Raw genomic sequence first — 15,836 nt, 5'->3', positions numbered from 1 at the left:
GCTCCGTACGACCCTACTGATACCCGTTCTCGATATCAAAGCCGACGGCGTGGCAGGTCACGCCCCGCGGATCCCCTTCAGCAGCAGCGCCGTGGTCACCGCGGCCTCGGCCGCCTCGGCGCCCTTGTCCTCCTTCGAGCCCGGGAGCCCGGCGCGGTCGAGGCCCTGCTGCTCGTCGTCGAGCGTGAGCAGCCCGAAGCCGATCGGCTTGCCCGTGAGCAGCGACGCCTGCGTGAGGCCGGAGGTCGCCGCGTCGGACACGTACTCGAAGTGCGGGGTGCCGCCGCGGATGATGACGCCGAGCGCGACGACCGCGTCGGCCCCCGCGTCGAGCGCCGCGCGCGCGACCACGGGCAGCTCGAAGCTGCCGGGCACGCGGATCACAGTGGTCGTCACGCCCGCCGCGTCGAGCACGCGCTGCGCGCCCGCGAGGAGGCCCGCGCTGATCTCGTCGTGCCAGCGTCCCGCGACGACGGTGACCTTCAGGCCCGTCCCGTCGAGCGCGGTGGGGTCGATCTCGGGTGCTCCGTGTCCGCTCATGCGGTCTCCTCCTCGGGAGTCGTGGTGGTGGTCGTGGCGGCGGTCGCCGTGGTGGTGCGCAGGCCGTCGGGCGCCTCCGCGTCCGGGTAGGCGTCCGGGCCGATGTGCATGTCGGTGTCGAGCACCATGCGGTGCCCCATCCGGTCGCGCTTCGTCTCGAGGTAGCCCGCGTTCGTGGAGTTGACGCCGACGACGAGCGGCACGCGCTCCGTCACCTCGACGCCGTGCGCCTCCAGCTGGCGCACCTTCTCGGGGTTGTTCGTGAGCAGGCGCACGTCCTCGATCCCCATCTCCTGCAGGATCGCCGACGCCGCGCCGTAGTCGCGCGCGTCCGCGGGGAGGCCGAGCGCCACGTTCGCGTCGAGCGTGTCGAAGCCGTCCTCCTGCAGCCGGTAGGCGCGCAGCTTGTTGACGAGGCCGATCCCGCGGCCCTCGTGCCCGCGCAGGTACACGACCACGCCGCCCGTGCGCTGGATCTCGTCGAGCGCGGCGTCGAGCTGCGGCCCGCACTCGCACTTGAGGGATCCGAGCGCCTCGCCGGTGAGGCACTCCGAGTGCACGCGCACGAGGGTGCCGTGCGCGCTCGGCTCGCCCGCGACGATCGCCACGTGGTCGGCGCCCGTGGTGCGGTCGCGGTACGCGCGCAGCCTGACCGTGCCGTGCGTGGTGGGCACCGTGGTCTCGACCTCGAAGATCACGCGCGACGCCTCGGGGATCTCCACGGCGGGCTCGAGCGGCCGGTCGCAGTGGAACTCCTCGAGGTGCGCCTTGAGGGCCTCGATGGTGACGACGAGCACGCCCTCGCGCTCGCCGAGGGCGAGGAGCCCGGGCAGTCGCATCATCTCGCCGTCGTCCTGCACGATCTCGCTGATCGCGCCGACGGGCGTGAGGCCCGCGAGCGTGAGCAGGTCGACGGCCGCCTCGGTATGGCCGTCGCGCTCGCGCACGCCGCCCTCCACCGCGCGCAGCGGCAGGATGTGGCCGGGCCGGTGGAGGCTCGTCGGCACGCTGTCGAGGTCGGCGAGCACGCGCAGGGTGTGCGCGCGGTCGGAGGCGCTGATGCCCGTGGAGAGCCGGTCGGCGGCGTCCACCGAGACCGTGTACGCGGTGCCGCGCGGATCCCGGTTGTCGGCCACCATGAGCGGCAGCTCCAGCCGGTCGGCAATCTCGTTCGTCATGGGCGCGCAGATGAAGCCGGAGGAGTGCTTCACGAGCCAGGCCACCCACTCGGGCGAGGCGGACTCGGCGGCGAGCAGCACGTCGCCCTCGTTCTCGCGGCCCTCGTCGTCGACGACGATCACGGGGCGGCCGGCGCGCAGCTCCTGGAGCGCGGCGGGGATGGCGGCGAGGCTCATGAGAGCGCCCCCGCGGAGGAGGAGCCGGAGCCGGAGCCGTCGCGGCGCGCGTCGAGCGCGAGCATCCGCTGCACGTGCCGCGCGAGCACGTCGGTCTCGAGGTTGACCTCGTCGCCCGGCTCGAGCGCGCCGAGCGTGGTCGCCGAGAGCGTCTCGGGGATGAGCGACACCTCGAACCACGCGTCGGCGTCCGGGGTGTCGGTGGGGCTGACCGCGCTCACGGTGAGGCTCACGCCCTGCACGGTGATGGATCCGCGGTCGACGACGAGCGGCGCGAGGTCGGCGGGCAGCGAGAAGCGGAGGATCCGCCACGCCTCGCCCGGCGTGGTCGCGAGGAGGCGCCCGGTGCCGTCGACGTGGCCCTGCACGATGTGGCCGCCGAGCCGGTCGCCCACGCGCGCGGCGCGCTCGAGGTTGACGGGGTCGCCGACCGCGAGCCGCCCGAGCGAGCTCATCACGAGCGTCTGCCGCATGACGTCGGCGGTGAAGCCCTCGGGCGTCTGCGCGACGACCGTGAGGCACACGCCGTCGACGCTGATGGAGTCGCCGTGGCGGGAGTCGGACACCGCGAGCGGCGCCTCGACCGTGATCCGGGCGGAGTCGCCCTCGGCGTCGAGCGCGAGGACGCGTCCGCGCTCCTCGATGATCCCTGTGAACATCACTGGCCTTCCGTGGTGGGTCGCGCGGTCACGAGGAGGTCGTCCCCGAGCCGCGTCGTGCTGATGAGGGTGAGTCGATGGGCGGCCGGCATGCTCGGCACGCCGAGGTCGCCGGTCGCGGTGCGGGGGCCGCCGAGGAGGACGGGCGCGAGGTACGCGACCACCTCGTCCACGAGCCCGGCGGAGATGAGCGCGCTGATGATCGTGGGGCCGCCCTCCACGAACACGTGGCGGATCCCGAGGCGCCCGAGCTCCGCGATGGCGGCCGCCGGGTCGTGGCCGGCGATGCGGACCAGGCGGCGCGGGTGCCGGTGCACGGCCGCGTCGTCGGGGATCGCACGGTCGCCGAGCACGACGGGCGCGGGCTGGTGCGGGTACGGGATCCCGTCGGGCTGGCGGGCGGTGAGCGCCGGGTCGTCGGCGAGCACGGTGCCGGTGCCGACGAGGATCGCGTCGGCCTCCGCGCGGCGCCGGTGCACGTCCGCGCGGGCGGCCGGGCCGGTGATCCAGCGGCTCGTGCCGTCGGCGGCGGCGATGCGGCCGTCGAGGCTGGACGCCCACTTCGCCGTGACGAAGGGGCGGCCGAGGCGGGCGGATCCGAGCCAGACCCGGAGGAACGCGCCCGCCTCGTCGGCGAGCACGCCGGGCACGACCTCGACGCCCGCCGCGCGCAGGCGGGCCGCGCCGCCGGAGGACTCGGCGCCCGGGTCGGCGACCGCGTAGGCGACGCGCACGACGCCGGCCTCGATCAGCGCGGCGGCGCAGGGCCCGGTGCGGCCGGTGTGGTTGCAGGGCTCGAGCGTGACGACCGCGGTGGCCCCGCGTGCGCCGCCCGCGGGCAGTTGCCGGAGCGCGTCGACCTCGGCGTGCGCGGATCCGGCGCCCCGGTGGCGGCCTTCGGCGATGACGCGGCCGGAGGCGTCGAGGATCACGCAGCCGACGCGCGGGTTCGGCCCCCAGGCGGGACCCTCGGCGGCGAGGTCGAGGCCGCGCCGCATCGCGCGCTCGAGCGCGCGGGCGTCGGGCGCCGTCTGCGCGGGCGCTGCCGTCGGGTCGTCGTGCATGGTGTCCTCGTCCGTGGACGGACTCCGGGCGCGGTCGACGGACCTCGACGCCGGCAGGGTCGCTGGCGCCGCGTGCTGCCTCCCATCCGGACTCTCACCGTCGGTCCCGGAATCCCACCGGATCGGCGGACGAGGCTCCCGGGGACCCGGTCGCGCATCGTCCGTTCGCGGACTGTCACCGCCGGCTCGGATTTCCACCGACCCCGGAGCACGTGTATCCCCCGAGATTAGCCCACGCGGCTGGGAGCGCCGGGTCGCGTGACGCCGGGCTACGCGGAGCGGATGCCGGGGCGGCGGTCAGGCGCCGCGCAGCGCGTCCACGGCGTCGGCGAGCCCGTCGAGCGCGGTGATCCGCACCACGCCCGCGCGCTCGGCCCGCTCGCGGTCCTCCGCCGGCACGTCGGGCCACCCGCGCTCGGGGTCGCCGGCGGGGTCGCGCGCCGGATCCCGAGTGCCCGCGTCGGCGTCGAACCAGATGCCGCCGAGCCCCGCGTCCGCGCCGCCGAGCGCGTCGGTGCGGAGCCGGTCGCCCACCATGACGGCGTCGGCCGGATCCGCGCCCGCCTCCCGGCACGCGAGCAGGAAGATCCGCGGGTCGGGCTTGGTGAAGTCGAGGTCGCCCGAGCAGACGACGGGGGAGAGGCGGTCGGTGAGCCCGGCCGCGGCGATCTTGGGCTCCTGCTGGCTGCGCTCGCCGTTGGTCACGACGCCGAAGCGCACGTCCGGGTGCCGGCGCTGGATCTCGTCGAGCGCCTCGTGCGCGCCGGGGAGGACGCGCCATGCCGCCTCGTAGCCGGTGAGGTAGCCGGCGAACCAGGCGTCTGTCGCGGCGTCGTCGTCGGCAAGGGCGTCGGCGAGGCGGGAGGCGTCACCGGATCCCCACGCCGCGGCGAACCCGCGCACGCGCGCCCGCCGCTGCCCCTGGTAGTCGAGCTCGCCGGCGAGGTACCGGTGGTAGTGCTCCTCCTCGAGCGCGACCCACAGTGCGACGGCCCGCTCGACCTCCGCGGCGTCGGCCGCGTCGAGCAGCCCGCGCGCGGCGAGGTGCGCGGCGATCCCGTCGGCCACGGCGCCGCGGTGGTCCACCAGCGTGTCGTCGAGGTCGAGCAGGACCAGCCGCAGGGTCATCGGCCCGCGCGCCGCACGAGGCCGACGGCGTCGTAGACGCGGGCGAGCATGGCGTCCGCCCGCTCCTCCGCGCGCGCCGCGTTGCCGGCGAGCACGCGGTCGAGCTCGGCCGGGTCGTCCAGGAGCTCCAGGGTCCGTGCGCGGATCGGCTCGAAGACGCCCGTGACGGTCTCGGCGACGTCCTTCTTCAGGTCGCCGTAGCCGCGGCCCGCGTAGCGCTCCTCGAGCGTCGGCACGGCCGTGCCCTCGAAGGCCGACAGGATCGTCAGCAGGTTGGAGACGCCGGGCTTCTCGCCGCGGTCGAAGCGCACCTCGCGGCCCGTGTCGGTGACGGCCGAGCGGATCTTCTTGGCCGTCTTCGCGGGCTCGTCCAGCAGCCACACCACGCCCGCGTCGGAGGCCGCGGACTTGCTCATCTTCGCGGTCGGGTCCTGCAGGTCGTAGATGCGCGCGGTGTCCTTCTGGATCATCGGCTCCGGGATCCGGAACACGTCCCCGAAGCGCGAGTTGAACCGCTTGGCGAGGTCGCGCGTGAGCTCGACGTGCTGCTTCTGGTCGTCGCCGACGGGCACCACCTCGGTGCCGTAGAGCAGGATGTCGGCCGCCATGAGGGTCGGGTACGCGAAGAGCCCGAGGGTCGTCGCGTCGGCGCCCTGCTTCTGCGACTTGTCCTTGAACTGGGTCATGCGGCTCGCCTCGCCGAAGCCGGTGAGCGTGTTGAGGATCCACGCCAGCTCGGTGTGCGCCGACACGTGCGACTGCACGAAGAGCGTGGAGACGGCCGGGTCGATGCCCGCGGCGATGTACTGCGCGGCCGTGCGCCGCGTCGACTCGCGGAGGGCCTTCGGGTCCTGCGGCACGGTGATCGCGTGCAGGTCGACGACGCAGAACACGGCGTCGTGCGTGGTCTGCAGCTCCTTCCACTGGAGGAGCGCGCCGATGTAGTTGCCGATCTGCAGCGAGTCGGCGGACGGCTGCATGCCGGAGAAGAGGACGGGACGAGCGGTCATGGCGATGCCTTCGTTCGGGGGAGCGCGGGGCGCTCGGGGGCGCCGGTCGGGCGCGAGGGGAGGGGGTCAGATGGCGTAGTCGACGACGACGGGCGTGTGGTCCGACCATCGCTGGTCGTACGCATCGGCGCGGTCGACCGCGTAGCCCACGACCTTCTCGGCCAGCGCCGGGGTCGCGAGCTGGTAGTCGATGCGCCAGCCGGTGTCGTTGTCGAACGCCTTGCCGCGCCAGCTCCACCACGTGTACGGGCCGTCGACCTCGCCGGCCTGCTGGCGGCCCACGTCCACCCAGCCGAGGCCGGGGCCGGTGGATCCGTCGACGCCCGTGACGTCCTCGCCGGCGGGTCCGGTGATGCGGTCGAGGTAGGCGCGCTCGCGCGGCAGGAACCCGGCGCGCTTCACGTTGCCCTTCCAGTTGCGGATGTCGAGCTCGCGATGGCCGACGTTGAGGTCGCCGACGACGACGGCGAGCTCGGAGTGCCGGGCGATCTCGGGCAGGCGCCGCTCCATCCCGTCCAGGAAGCGCCACTTCTCGTCCTGCTTGGCCGTGCCGACCTCGCCGGAGTGCACGTAGGCGCTCACGACCGTGACGATGGTGCCGTCCACGTCGTAGTCGGCCTCGAGCCAGCGGCCCGCGCTGTCGAAGTCCTCCTCGCCGATGGCGACGCGGTGGATCTCGGCACGGCGGCGGCTCGCGATGGCGACGCCCGCGCGGCCCTTGGCGGTCGCGGCGTCGTGCAGCACGTTCCACTCGGGACCGAGGAGGCCCTCGACGTCGCTCGTCTCGGCGCGCACCTCCTGGATGGCCAGGATGTCGACGTCCCGCGTGGCGAGCCAGTCGCCCATGCCCTTGCGGAACGCGGCCCGGATGCCGTTCGTGTTGATGGACGCGACGCGGAGGTTCGAGGGCATGGAGACGATCCTAACGGCGGTGCTCGCCCCGCAGCCGGAGCAGGACGCGGGTCAGCCCGCGCGACTGCGCGTACCGCTCCCGGGCCCGCGCGCGCTCCTCCTCCTCGAGGATCCGGCGGGCGTCGTCGAGCCGCTCGAGCCGCTCCCTCTCGAGCTGCTCGGGGCTCAGGTCCCGGGCGTCGATGCCCCGGTCGGCCATGCCCACGGCGATCCACGACGCGCAGACCAGGATGACCTGGCAGATGAGGTTGAACCAGATCAGGAGCCCGATGATCACCGCGAACGACGCGAGCAGCGGGTTCCGGCTCGCGCCGCCGAGCAGCGCCGTCCCGAGCACCTTGAGCACGCCCATGGCGACGCCGCCGAGGAGCGCGCCCTGCAGGAGCTGCGGCCGCGGGATCTTGACGCCCGACAGGATCCGGTACGCCCCCGCCAGCACGGCCGTGTCGAGCGCCAGCACGAGCACGAGGCCCACGGTGCGGCCGACGACGATCGCGAGCAGCGAGTCCTCGCCCACGCGCAGCAGCCCGAACGCGAACCCGAGGAGGCCCGTGCTCACGACGGACAGCGCCGCCGAGAGCAGCATCGCGAGCGCGAAGCAGAGGGCGAGCCCGAGGTCCTTGACCTTGAGGAGCAGGAAGAACGTGGTGGGCGGCGGCAGGTCGAAGATGCGGCGCACCGAGTCGCGCGTGGACGCGAGCCAGCCGAGCGCGGTCACCAGCAGGCCGATGGATCCGATGATCCCCGTGGCCCGGACGGCGTCCGACCGGAGGAGCGCCTGCGGATCCTCGATCGCCCCGCCCGGCCCGAACAGCCCGGGCACCGCGCCCTGGATCAGCGACAGCAGCGAGTCGAGGAGCGCTGGGTTCCCGGCGAGCACCGAGCCCGCGACGGAGAAGCCGACCGCGAGCGCCGCGAACACCGCGAAGACGGCCTGGTACGACATGCCGGCCGCGAGGATCGGCCCGCCCGCCGCGCCGTAGGCGAGGAACACGCGCGCGGGCTTGAGCGCCATGACGCGGGCGACGAGGGCGGGGATGCCGGTGGGCGCCGCATCGTCCGCGGGCGTCGCGCCGGTCGCGGGGGAGCCGGGTGCGGCACGCTCGGGCCGTCCGCGGCCGTCGGGGGCGGTCATGACCCGAGGATACGGGCCGTCAGGCCCCTGGTAGCGTGGACGGGCCGTTCCGGCAGCCCGGCCGGACGGCCACCCGCGCGGACGGCGCCCGTCCGCGCGGCACGCACCCGAGCGAGGGAGTCCCTGTGCGCATCACCGGCATCGGAGTAGGACACGGCGTGGCCACCGGCCCCGTGATGCGGATGCCCGACCCGCTGCCCGAGCCCGGCACCGAGCCCTTCACGGGCGACGCCGACGCCGAGGTCGCCCGCGTCGCCGAGGCCCTCGCCTGGACCGCCGACGACCTGGCCGCGCGTGGCGCGCGCGCGGGCGGCGACGCGAAGGACGTGCTCGACGCGCAGTCCCTCATGGCGCGGGATCCGGCGCTCCTCGACTCGGTCGGCCGCCTCGTCGGCCAGGGCCGTTCGGGCGAGCGCGCCGTGTTCGAGGCGTTCGCCACCTTCCAGGAGCTGCTCGCGGGCATGGGCGGCTACATGGCCGAGCGCGCGGCCGACCTCGCCGACGTCGCCCAGCGCGTCATCGCCCGGCTCCGCGGAGTGCCCGCTCCCGGCATCCCCACCGCGGACGCGCCCTTCGTGCTCGTCGCGCGCGACCTCGCCCCGGCCGACACCGCGCTCCTCGAGCTCGACCGCGTGCTCGCGCTCGTCACCACCGACGGCGGTCCCACCAGCCACACGGCGATCCTCGCCCGCAGCCGCTCCATCCCCGCCATCGTCGGCGCGACGGGCGCCGCCGACCTCGCCGAGGGCGACGAGGTCGTGGTCGACGCGGCCGCCGGCCTCGTCGTCGCGCACCCCGACGAGTCCGAGCGCGAGGACGCCCTCCGCCGGATCCGCGCCCGCGAGGAGGCGCTCGCCGCCCCCATCACGGACGGCGCCCTCGCCGACGGCACGCCCGTGCCGCTGCTCGCCAACCTCGGATCCCCGTCCGAGGCCGCGCGCGCGGTCGAGCTCGGCGCCGAGGGCGTCGGCCTCTTCCGCACCGAGTTCCTCTTCCTCGACGCCGCCGAGGCGCCGTCCGTCGCCGAGCAGACCGCCGCGTACACGGCCCTCCTCCAGGCGTTCCCCGGCCGCAAGGTCGTCGTCCGGGCGCTCGACGCCGGCGCCGACAAGCCCCTCGCGTTCCTCACCGACGCCGACGAGGAGAACCCCGCCCTGGGCCTCCGTGGCCTCCGCGCGCTCCGGGCGAACCCGTCGGTCCTCCGCGACCAGCTCACGGCCCTCGCCGCCGCGGACGCCGCGACCGACGCCGACCTCTGGGTCATGGCGCCCATGGTCGCCGACGCCGAGGAGACGGCCTTCTTCGTCGACCTCGGCCGCGAGCTCGGCCTCCGCACGGTCGGCGTCATGGCCGAGGTGCCGTCGCTCGCGCTCCTCGCCGACCAGGTCGTCGAGGTCGCCGACTTCGTGAGCGTCGGCACCAACGACCTCACGCAGTACACGATGGCGGCGGATCGCCTGCTCGGCTCGGTCGCGTCCTACCAGGACCCGTGGCACCCGGCGGTGCTCCGCCTCGTCCGCACCCTGGGCGACGCGGGCCGCGCGTCCGGCACGCCCGTGGGCATCTGCGGCGAGGCGGCGGCGGATCCGCTCCTCGCGGTCGTGCTCGTGGGCCTCGGCGCCACCAGCCTCTCGATGACGCCCGCCGCCCTGGCCGACGTCCGCCTCGAGCTCGGCCGCCGCACCCTCGACGAGGCGCGCGCCGCCGCGGAGGCCGTGCTCACGGCCCGCAGCGCGGCCGGGGCGCGCGCCGCCGCCGAGCGGATCCTCGCGGCCGTCTAGCGCCTCCGCGCAGACGGACGGCCCCGCAGCTCCGAGGAGCTGCGGGGCCGTCCGTCTGGCGGGGGAGCGGGCTCGCTACGCCTTGCCGCGCATGATCGCCTGCTTGACCTCGGCGATCGCCTGCGTCACCTGGATGCCGCGCGGGCACGCCTCGGAGCAGTTGAAGGTCGTGCGGCAGCGCCACACGCCCTCCTTGTCGTTGAGGATGTCGAGGCGCACGTTCGACTCGTCGCGCGAGTCGAAGATGAAGCGGTGCGCGTTGACGATGGCGGCGGGGCCGAAGTACTGGCCGTCGGTCCAGAAGACGGGGCACGACGACGTGCACGCGGCGCAGAGGATGCACTTGGTGGTGTCGTCGAAGCGGGCGCGCTCGGCGGCGGACTGGATCCGCTCCTTGCCCTTCTCCGGCTTCGTGTTCGAGATGAGGAAGGGCTGCACGTCGCGGAACGACTCGAAGAACGGCTCCATGTCGACGACGAGGTCCTTCTCGAGCGGCAGGCCCTTGATGGCCTCCACGTAGATGGGCTGGTCGATGTCGAGGTCCTTGATGAGCGTCTTGCAGGCCAGGCGGTTGCGGCCGTTGATGCGCATCGCGTCGGATCCGCACACGCCGTGTGCGCACGAGCGGCGGAAGGTCAGCGACCCGTCCTGCTCCCACTTGATCTTGTGCAGCGCGTCGAGGACGCGGTCGGTCGGGTAGACCTCGACGTCGAAGTCCTCCCACCGGGGCTCGGCGTCCTGGCCCGGCAGGTACCGGCGGATGATGAGGGTCACCGTGAAGGTGGGGATGGCCGAGGCCTCTCCCGCGGGGGGTGCGTCCAGGGTTGCGGTGCTCACGTGTGCGGTCCTATTCCGATCGGTGGTGCGGTGATGTGCGGCGGTCCGACCCGGGGGTCAGTACTTCCGCTCCATCGGCTGGTAGTTCGTGATGACCACGGGCTTGGTGCTGAGCTTGATGTGGTCGCCGGCGTCCGTGCTGTGGGCGTCGCCGGTGAGGTACGCCATGGTGTGGACCATGTAGTTCTCGTCGTCGCGCTTCGGGAAGTCCTCGCGGAAGTGGCCGCCGCGGCTCTCCTTGCGGTACATCGCCGAGTACACGACGACCTCCGCGAGGTCGAGCAGGAAGCCGAGCTCGATGGCCTCGAGCAGGTCCGTGTTGAAGCGCTGGCCCTTGTCCTGCACCTGGATGTTCGTGTACCGCTCGCGCAGGTCGGCGATCACCTTGGTGACCTCGATCAGCGTCTCCTCGGTGCGGAACACCTGGGCGTTGCGGTCCATCGACTCCTGCAGCTCGCGACGCAGGGTCGAGATCCGCTCGGTGCCGTTGGAGTTCCGAGCGCCCTCGACGAGGCCCTTCACGAAGTCGGCCGCGTCGTCCGGCAGCGGCGTGAAGTCGACCGTCTTCACGTACTCGGCCGCGTAGTTGCCCGCGCGCTTGCCGAACACGTTGATGTCGAGGAGCGAGTTGGTGCCGAGGCGGTTGGATCCGTGCACCGAGACGCACGCGCACTCGCCGGCCGCGTAGAGGCCGGGCACCACGGTCGTGTTGTCCGACAGGACCTCGGCCTTGATGTTCGTGGGGATGCCGCCCATCGCGTAGTGCGCGGTCGGCAGCACGGGCACGGGCTCCGTGTACGGCTCGACGCCGAGGTACGTGCGCGCGAACTCCGTGATGTCCGGGAGCTTCGCGTCGATGACGGCGGGTTCCAGGTGCGTGATGTCGAGGTAGACGTAGTCCTTGTTCGGGCCCGCGCCGCGGCCCTCGCGGATCTCGGTCGCCATGCATCGCGCGACGATGTCGCGGGGCGCGAGGTCCTTGATGGTGGGGGCGTACCGCTCCATGAAGCGCTCGCCCTCGCTGTTGCGGAGGATCGCGCCCTCGCCGCGTGCCGCCTCCGACAGCAGGATGCCGAGGCCGGCGAGCCCGGTCGGGTGGAACTGGAAGAACTCCATGTCCTCCAGCGGCAGGCCCTTGCGCCAGATGATCCCGACGCCGTCGCCCGTGAGGGTGTGCGCGTTCGAGGTCGTCTTGTAGATCTTGCCGAAGCCGCCGGTCGCGAAGATGACCGCCTTCGCCTGGAAGACGTGGATGTCGCCGGTCGAGAGCTCGAGGGCCACGACGCCCGCGGGCTGCTGCTTCCCGTCGACCTCGGCCATGACCAGGTCGAGCACGTAGAACTCGTTGTAGAAGTTGATGCCGAACTTGACGCAGTTCTGGTACAGCGTCTGCAGGATCATGTGGCCCGTGCGGTCGGCCGCGTAGCAGGAGCGGCGGACGGGGCTCTTGCCGTGGTCGGCCGTGTGGCCGCCGAAGCGGCGCTGGTCGATCTTGCCGTCGGGCGTGCGGTTGAAGGGGAGGCCCATGTTCTCGAGGTCGATGACCGCGTCGATGGCCTCCTTGGCGAGGATCTCCGCCGCGTCCTGGTCGACGAGGTAGTCGCCGCCCTTGACGGTGTCGAAGGTGTGCCACTCCCAGCTGTCCTCCTCGACGTTCGCGAGCGCCGCGGCCATGCCGCCCTGCGCCGCGCCCGTGTGGGAGCGGGTGGGGTAGAGCTTCGAGATGACGGCCGTGTTCGCCTGCGGTCCCGCCTCGATCGCCGCGCGCATGCCGGCGCCGCCCGCACCCACGATCACGATGTCGAACTGGTGGTAGTGGACGCCGTCCACGATGGTGCTCGCGGAGGGCTCGGAACCGGGGGTCGCGGTGTCAGTGGTCACGGGCTTCTTTCTCGAGGCGGATGGGGAAGCGGGGGAGCGGGCTACAGGTCGCCGCAGAAGGAGGGCAGCAGGTCCGCGGGCTGGCCGGCGGGGCACGGGTCGAACGTGAAGACCACGAGCGTGCCGAGGACGAGGAGGACCACGGTGGACGCGACGAGCGCGCCCTTCAGGATCTTCCGGGTGCGGGGCGACGCGGCGTAGTCGTTCACGAGCGTGCGCATGCCGTTGGCGCCGTGGATGACCGCGAGCCAGAGCAACGCGATGTCCCAGACCTTCCAGAACGGGTCCGACAGCTTGCCGCCGACGAACGCGAAGTCGATGGCCTTGATGCCCTCGCCGTTGATCAGGTTGACGTAGAGGTGGCCGAAGATGAGCACGACGAGCACGACGCCCGAGGCGCGCATGTACATCCAGCCCCACTTCTCCCAGTTGACGCCGCCCTGGGGGCGGGGCTGCCTGGCCTGGCGGGGACGCTCGATGCTCACCTGCTGTGCGATGTCGCTCATGATCAGATCCATCCCGCTTCGCTGAACACGTTCATGAGGTGACGCGGCACGAAGCCGGCCATGAGGACGACCCACAGGCCGATGACCACGTAGAACATCAGGCGCTGGTGCTTGGCGCCGAAGCGCCAGAAGTCGATGAGGATGATGCGCAGCCCGTTGAGCGCGTGGAACCCGATGGCCCCGACGAGGGCGACCTCGCCGATGCCCATGATCGGGTTCTTGTACGTGCCGATGACGGCGTTGTACGCCTCGGGGCTCACGCGGATGAGGCTCGTGTCGAGCACGTGCACGAGGAGGAAGAAGAAGATGGACACGCCGGTGATGCGGTGCAGCACCCAGGACCACATGCCCTCGCGGCCCCGGTACAGCGTCCCGGCGGGGACCTTCGGTGCGCGCGAGCTCTGCGGCTCCCGGGTTCCTGTCGTCTTGATGGACACGGAACGACCCTCCCTGATGCTGGTGCCCCGTGGGCGGAGCGCCTTCGCGCCGACATTGCGCGAGGTCATCAGTCTACGGCCGGCCTCCGCGCGGGCACCCGTTAGGGCACCCTAAGCGGGCACGCGTCCGGCGGGATGCGTCAGGCGCCGACGGGGACGGGCCCGGCGCCCGCGGGATCCGCTGCCTGCAGCGCTGAGTGACGGGCCGAGACGGCGCGGTCGTAGTGGCCGATGAGCTCGTCGCCGATGGTCGCCCAGGAGCGGCCGAGCACCGCGCGACGACCGGCCTCGCCCATGCGGAGGCGCATCGGCTCGCTCGCGACGAGCTCGTCCACGAGGCGGCGCAGGTCGGCGTCGCGCGGCGACGCGGGGTCGAAGAGGAACCCGTCCCTGCCGTGGTCGACGAGGTCGATCGGGCCGCCCGCGTGCGGCGCGACCACGGGGAGGCCGGACGCGTGCGCCTCCTGGACCGTCTGGCCGAAGGTCTCCTCCGTGCCGGTGTGGACGAAGACGTCCATGGCCGCGTAGGCGGCGGCGAGCTCCCGGCCGCCGACCCGGCCGAGCCAGGTCACCGGCATCCCCGCGAGCGCGCGGCGGGCCGAGGCCTGGCTCGGGCCGTCGCCCGCGATGAGGAAGCGCACGCCGCGGATGCCGCGCAGCGCCTGCAGCCGCTCGAGCTGCTTCTCGGGCGCGATGCGGCCGACGTAGCCGACGACCGTCTCGCCGCCGGGCGCGACGCGGTGCCGGAGCGCGACGGCGTCCTCCATGGCGCGGTTGCGGGGGTGGTAGCGGTCGAGGTCCACGCCGCGGCCCCAGCGCGCGACGCGCTCGACGCCCGCTGCCGCGAGGTCGGCGGCCGCGGCGCTCGAGGGCGCGAGGGTCAGGTCGGCGCCCTGGTGGATCCAGCGCACCAGCCGCCACACGTACGGCGCCGTCGCCGCCAGCCGGTTCCGGCGCGCGTAGCCGGCCACGTCGGTCTGGAACACCGCGACCGACGGGGTGTCGATGCGCGTCGCGGCCGCGATGGCCTGGGCGCCGAGGAAGAGGGGGGAGGCGGCGTGCAGCACGTCGGGCGCGAAGTCCGTGAGGAGCCGCAGGACGTGGGGGCTCGGGATCCCGACCGGGAACTGCCGGTAGGCGATGGCCGGGACGCCGTGCACGCGGAAGCCCGCGAACTCGGACGGGGCGCCGGCGTCCGGGGCGATCACGAGCACCTCGTGCCCGCGGTCCCGCAGGTGCTCGAGCACCCGGCAGACGCTGGTGGTGACGCCGTTCACGGTGGGGAGGAAGCTCTCGCTGACGACGGCTACGCGCATGCCCCGACGCTATGCACGCGCGCCGACGGGGCCACCGCACCGCCGTGAACGCCCCGTTGCTGCCGCGTGAACTCGCCGCTTCCTGGCGCTTCCCAGGCGGCCGATAGGGTGGGCCCATGACCGAGCAGACGAGCGCGATCTCCCGTTTCTACAGCGTGATCCCCGCGGGGGGAGTGGGCTCCCGGCTCTGGCCGCTGTCCCGCGCGGACGCCCCCAAGTTCCTCCACGACCTCACCGGATCCGGCCGCACGCTGCTCCGGGACACGTGGGAGCGGCTGGCACCCCTGTCCGGCGAGGACCGGATCATGGTGGTCACCGGACGCGCGCACCGCGCCGCCGTCGAGGCCCAGCTCCCCGAGCTCGCCGACCCGAACGTGGTCCTCGAGAGCGAGGGGCGCGACAGCACCGCCGCCATCGCGCTCGCCGCGGCCATCCTCGAGCGACGTGAGCCCGGCGTCATCATCGGGTCGTTCGCGGCCGACCACGTCATCGCCGACCCCGACCGCTTCCGCGACACCGTGCGCGAGGCCGTCATCGCCGCCGACGCCGGCTACATCACGACCATCGGCATCACGCCGACAGAGCCCGCCACGGGCTTCGGCTACATCCACACCGGCAAGGCCCTCAGCATCCCCGGCGCCCCGCACGCGCTCGAGGTCGCGTCGTTCGTCGAGAAGCCGAGCATCGGCGTCGCCCGCGGCTACGTGAAGGGCGGCACGCACCTCTGGAACGCCGGCATGTTCATCGCCCGGGCCGACCGGCTGCTGGAGGAGCTCGGCCGCACCGAGCCCGAGCTGCTGAAGGGCGTGCTCGAGCTCGCCGAGGCGTGGGACACCGCCGACCGCGGCCTCGTCGTCGACCGCGTGTGGCCGAACCTCAAGAAGATCGCCATCGACTACGCCGTCGCGGAGCCCGCGGCCGCCCGCGGCGCGCTCGCCGTGATCCCCGGCAGCTTCACCTGGGACGACGTGGGCGACTTCGCGTCCGTGGCGAAGATGCACTCGAGCGGGCGCAAGTCCGACCTCGTGATCCTCGGCGAGGACGCGCGCGTCCTGTCCGACGCGTCGAGCGGCATCGTCGTGGCCAACAGCAAGCGCGTCATCAGCCTCATCGGCGTGCGCGACATCGTCGTGGTCGACACCCCGGACGCCCTGCTGGTCACCACCAAGGAGAACGCGCAGCGCGTGAAGAGCGTCGTCGACGCCCTCAAGCTCAGCGGCGGCACGGACGTGCTGTAACGAAGGGGTAACGAAGGCCGCGGGCGCTCTCCGCGGC

15 protein-coding genes and 1 riboswitch are annotated in these 15,836 nt (G+C 73.3%); of the genes, 2 read left to right on the top strand and 13 right to left on the bottom strand.

Features of this window, described 5'->3' with window-relative positions; translation table 11 throughout:
• Positions 1–57: 57 nt before the first annotated feature.
• The 8 genes from ribH to ACMT9T_RS05370 form a co-directional block, all read right to left on the bottom strand.
• A complete protein-coding gene (gene ribH, locus ACMT9T_RS05405) occupies positions 58–540 on the bottom strand; it encodes a 6,7-dimethyl-8-ribityllumazine synthase (RefSeq protein ID WP_414744580.1) in 483 nt (160 codons plus the stop codon).
• A complete protein-coding gene (ribA, locus tag ACMT9T_RS05400; RefSeq protein WP_414744579.1) occupies positions 537–1,895 on the bottom strand; it encodes a GTP cyclohydrolase II in 1,359 nt (452 codons plus the stop codon). Before ribA ends, ribH begins: the two co-directional genes overlap by 4 nt.
• Positions 1,892–2,554 (bottom strand): riboflavin synthase, encoded by a 663-nt coding sequence (locus ACMT9T_RS05395; protein ID WP_414744578.1) that lies wholly within the window; start codon positions 2,552–2,554, stop codon positions 1,892–1,894. Before ACMT9T_RS05395 ends, ribA begins: the two co-directional genes overlap by 4 nt.
• Entirely contained in the window at positions 2,554–3,618 is a 1,065-nt protein-coding gene (gene ribD / locus ACMT9T_RS05390; RefSeq protein ID WP_414744577.1) for a bifunctional diaminohydroxyphosphoribosylaminopyrimidine deaminase/5-amino-6-(5-phosphoribosylamino)uracil reductase RibD, read from the bottom strand. Before ribD ends, ACMT9T_RS05395 begins: the two co-directional genes overlap by 1 nt.
• Before the next feature lie 70 nt (positions 3,619–3,688).
• Positions 3,689–3,832: riboswitch (FMN riboswitch) on the bottom strand.
• Between the two features lie 83 nt (positions 3,833–3,915).
• Positions 3,916–4,746 (bottom strand): HAD family hydrolase, encoded by an 831-nt coding sequence (locus ACMT9T_RS05385; RefSeq protein WP_414744576.1) that lies wholly within the window; start codon positions 4,744–4,746, stop codon positions 3,916–3,918.
• On the bottom strand, positions 4,743–5,756 hold the full coding sequence (gene trpS, locus ACMT9T_RS05380) for a tryptophan--tRNA ligase (protein ID WP_414744575.1): 1,014 nt from the start codon (positions 5,754–5,756) through the stop codon (positions 4,743–4,745). Before trpS ends, ACMT9T_RS05385 begins: the two co-directional genes overlap by 4 nt.
• Before the next feature lie 66 nt (positions 5,757–5,822).
• Positions 5,823–6,668: an exodeoxyribonuclease III gene (locus ACMT9T_RS05375; protein WP_414744574.1), complete on the bottom strand. Its 846-nt coding sequence runs from the start codon at positions 6,666–6,668 to the stop codon at positions 5,823–5,825.
• A 10-nt stretch (positions 6,669–6,678) separates the two neighbouring features.
• Entirely contained in the window at positions 6,679–7,803 is a 1,125-nt protein-coding gene (locus ACMT9T_RS05370) for a YihY/virulence factor BrkB family protein (protein WP_414744573.1), read from the bottom strand.
• 125 nt (positions 7,804–7,928) lie between these two features.
• Here ACMT9T_RS05370 and ptsP point away from each other — a divergent pair, with 125 nt between their 5' ends.
• On the top strand, positions 7,929–9,584 hold the full coding sequence (gene ptsP, locus ACMT9T_RS05365; protein WP_414744572.1) for a phosphoenolpyruvate--protein phosphotransferase: 1,656 nt from the start codon (positions 7,929–7,931) through the stop codon (positions 9,582–9,584).
• A gap of 75 nt (positions 9,585–9,659) precedes the next feature.
• Here the strand turns inward: ptsP and ACMT9T_RS05360 are convergent, their stop codons facing one another.
• The 5 genes from ACMT9T_RS05360 to ACMT9T_RS05340 form a co-directional block, all read right to left on the bottom strand.
• A complete protein-coding gene (locus tag ACMT9T_RS05360) occupies positions 9,660–10,421 on the bottom strand; it encodes a succinate dehydrogenase iron-sulfur subunit (RefSeq protein ID WP_116052676.1) in 762 nt (253 codons plus the stop codon).
• A gap of 57 nt (positions 10,422–10,478) precedes the next feature.
• Positions 10,479–12,302: a succinate dehydrogenase flavoprotein subunit gene (gene sdhA / locus ACMT9T_RS05355; RefSeq protein ID WP_116052675.1), complete on the bottom strand. Its 1,824-nt coding sequence runs from the start codon at positions 12,300–12,302 to the stop codon at positions 10,479–10,481.
• Between the two features lie 41 nt (positions 12,303–12,343).
• The gene (locus ACMT9T_RS05350) at positions 12,344–12,808 is read right to left on the bottom strand and encodes a succinate dehydrogenase hydrophobic membrane anchor subunit (RefSeq protein ID WP_043670150.1); all 465 of its coding nucleotides are present in this window, start codon (positions 12,806–12,808) and stop codon (positions 12,344–12,346) included.
• Positions 12,809–12,810: 2 nt separating this feature from the next.
• On the bottom strand, positions 12,811–13,245 hold the full coding sequence (gene sdhC, locus ACMT9T_RS05345; protein WP_072174613.1) for a succinate dehydrogenase, cytochrome b556 subunit: 435 nt from the start codon (positions 13,243–13,245) through the stop codon (positions 12,811–12,813).
• Between the two features lie 140 nt (positions 13,246–13,385).
• Positions 13,386–14,561: a glycosyltransferase family 4 protein gene (locus ACMT9T_RS05340; protein WP_414744571.1), complete on the bottom strand. Its 1,176-nt coding sequence runs from the start codon at positions 14,559–14,561 to the stop codon at positions 13,386–13,388.
• A gap of 116 nt (positions 14,562–14,677) precedes the next feature.
• On the opposite strand from ACMT9T_RS05340, the gene ACMT9T_RS05335 reads away from it, so the two are divergent.
• Positions 14,678–15,799, top strand: a complete 1,122-nt coding sequence (locus ACMT9T_RS05335; protein WP_414744570.1) for a mannose-1-phosphate guanylyltransferase — start codon at positions 14,678–14,680, stop codon at positions 15,797–15,799.
• Positions 15,800–15,836: the final 37 nt, after the last annotated feature.

The sequence above is a fragment of the Clavibacter vidaverae genome (genome assembly GCF_047529985.1).
In the GTDB taxonomy this organism is placed as follows: Bacteria; Actinomycetota; Actinomycetes; order Actinomycetales; family Microbacteriaceae; genus Clavibacter; species Clavibacter nebraskensis_A.
The sequence above is the reverse complement of the archived record's forward strand: the minus strand, read 5'-3'. Positions and strand labels throughout refer to the sequence as shown.

Coding starts and splice junctions, on each gene's coding strand:
- ribH (WP_414744580.1), bottom strand. CDS start 540: ATGAGCGGACACGGAGCACCCGAGATCGACCCCACCGCGCTCGACGGG.
- ribA (WP_414744579.1), bottom strand. CDS start 1,895: ATGAGCCTCGCCGCCATCCCCGCCGCGCTCCAGGAGCTGCGCGCCGGC.
- ACMT9T_RS05395 (WP_414744578.1), bottom strand. CDS start 2,554: ATGTTCACAGGGATCATCGAGGAGCGCGGACGCGTCCTCGCGCTCGAC.
- ribD (WP_414744577.1), bottom strand. CDS start 3,618: ATGCACGACGACCCGACGGCAGCGCCCGCGCAGACGGCGCCCGACGCC.
- ACMT9T_RS05385 (WP_414744576.1), bottom strand. CDS start 4,746: ATGACCCTGCGGCTGGTCCTGCTCGACCTCGACGACACGCTGGTGGAC.
- trpS (WP_414744575.1), bottom strand. CDS start 5,756: ATGACCGCTCGTCCCGTCCTCTTCTCCGGCATGCAGCCGTCCGCCGAC.
- ACMT9T_RS05375 (WP_414744574.1), bottom strand. CDS start 6,668: ATGCCCTCGAACCTCCGCGTCGCGTCCATCAACACGAACGGCATCCGG.
- ACMT9T_RS05370 (WP_414744573.1), bottom strand. CDS start 7,803: ATGACCGCCCCCGACGGCCGCGGACGGCCCGAGCGTGCCGCACCCGGC.
- ACMT9T_RS05350 (WP_043670150.1), bottom strand. CDS start 12,808: ATGAGCGACATCGCACAGCAGGTGAGCATCGAGCGTCCCCGCCAGGCC.
- ACMT9T_RS05340 (WP_414744571.1), bottom strand. CDS start 14,561: ATGCGCGTAGCCGTCGTCAGCGAGAGCTTCCTCCCCACCGTGAACGGC.
- ACMT9T_RS05335 (WP_414744570.1), top strand. CDS start 14,678: ATGACCGAGCAGACGAGCGCGATCTCCCGTTTCTACAGCGTGATCCCC.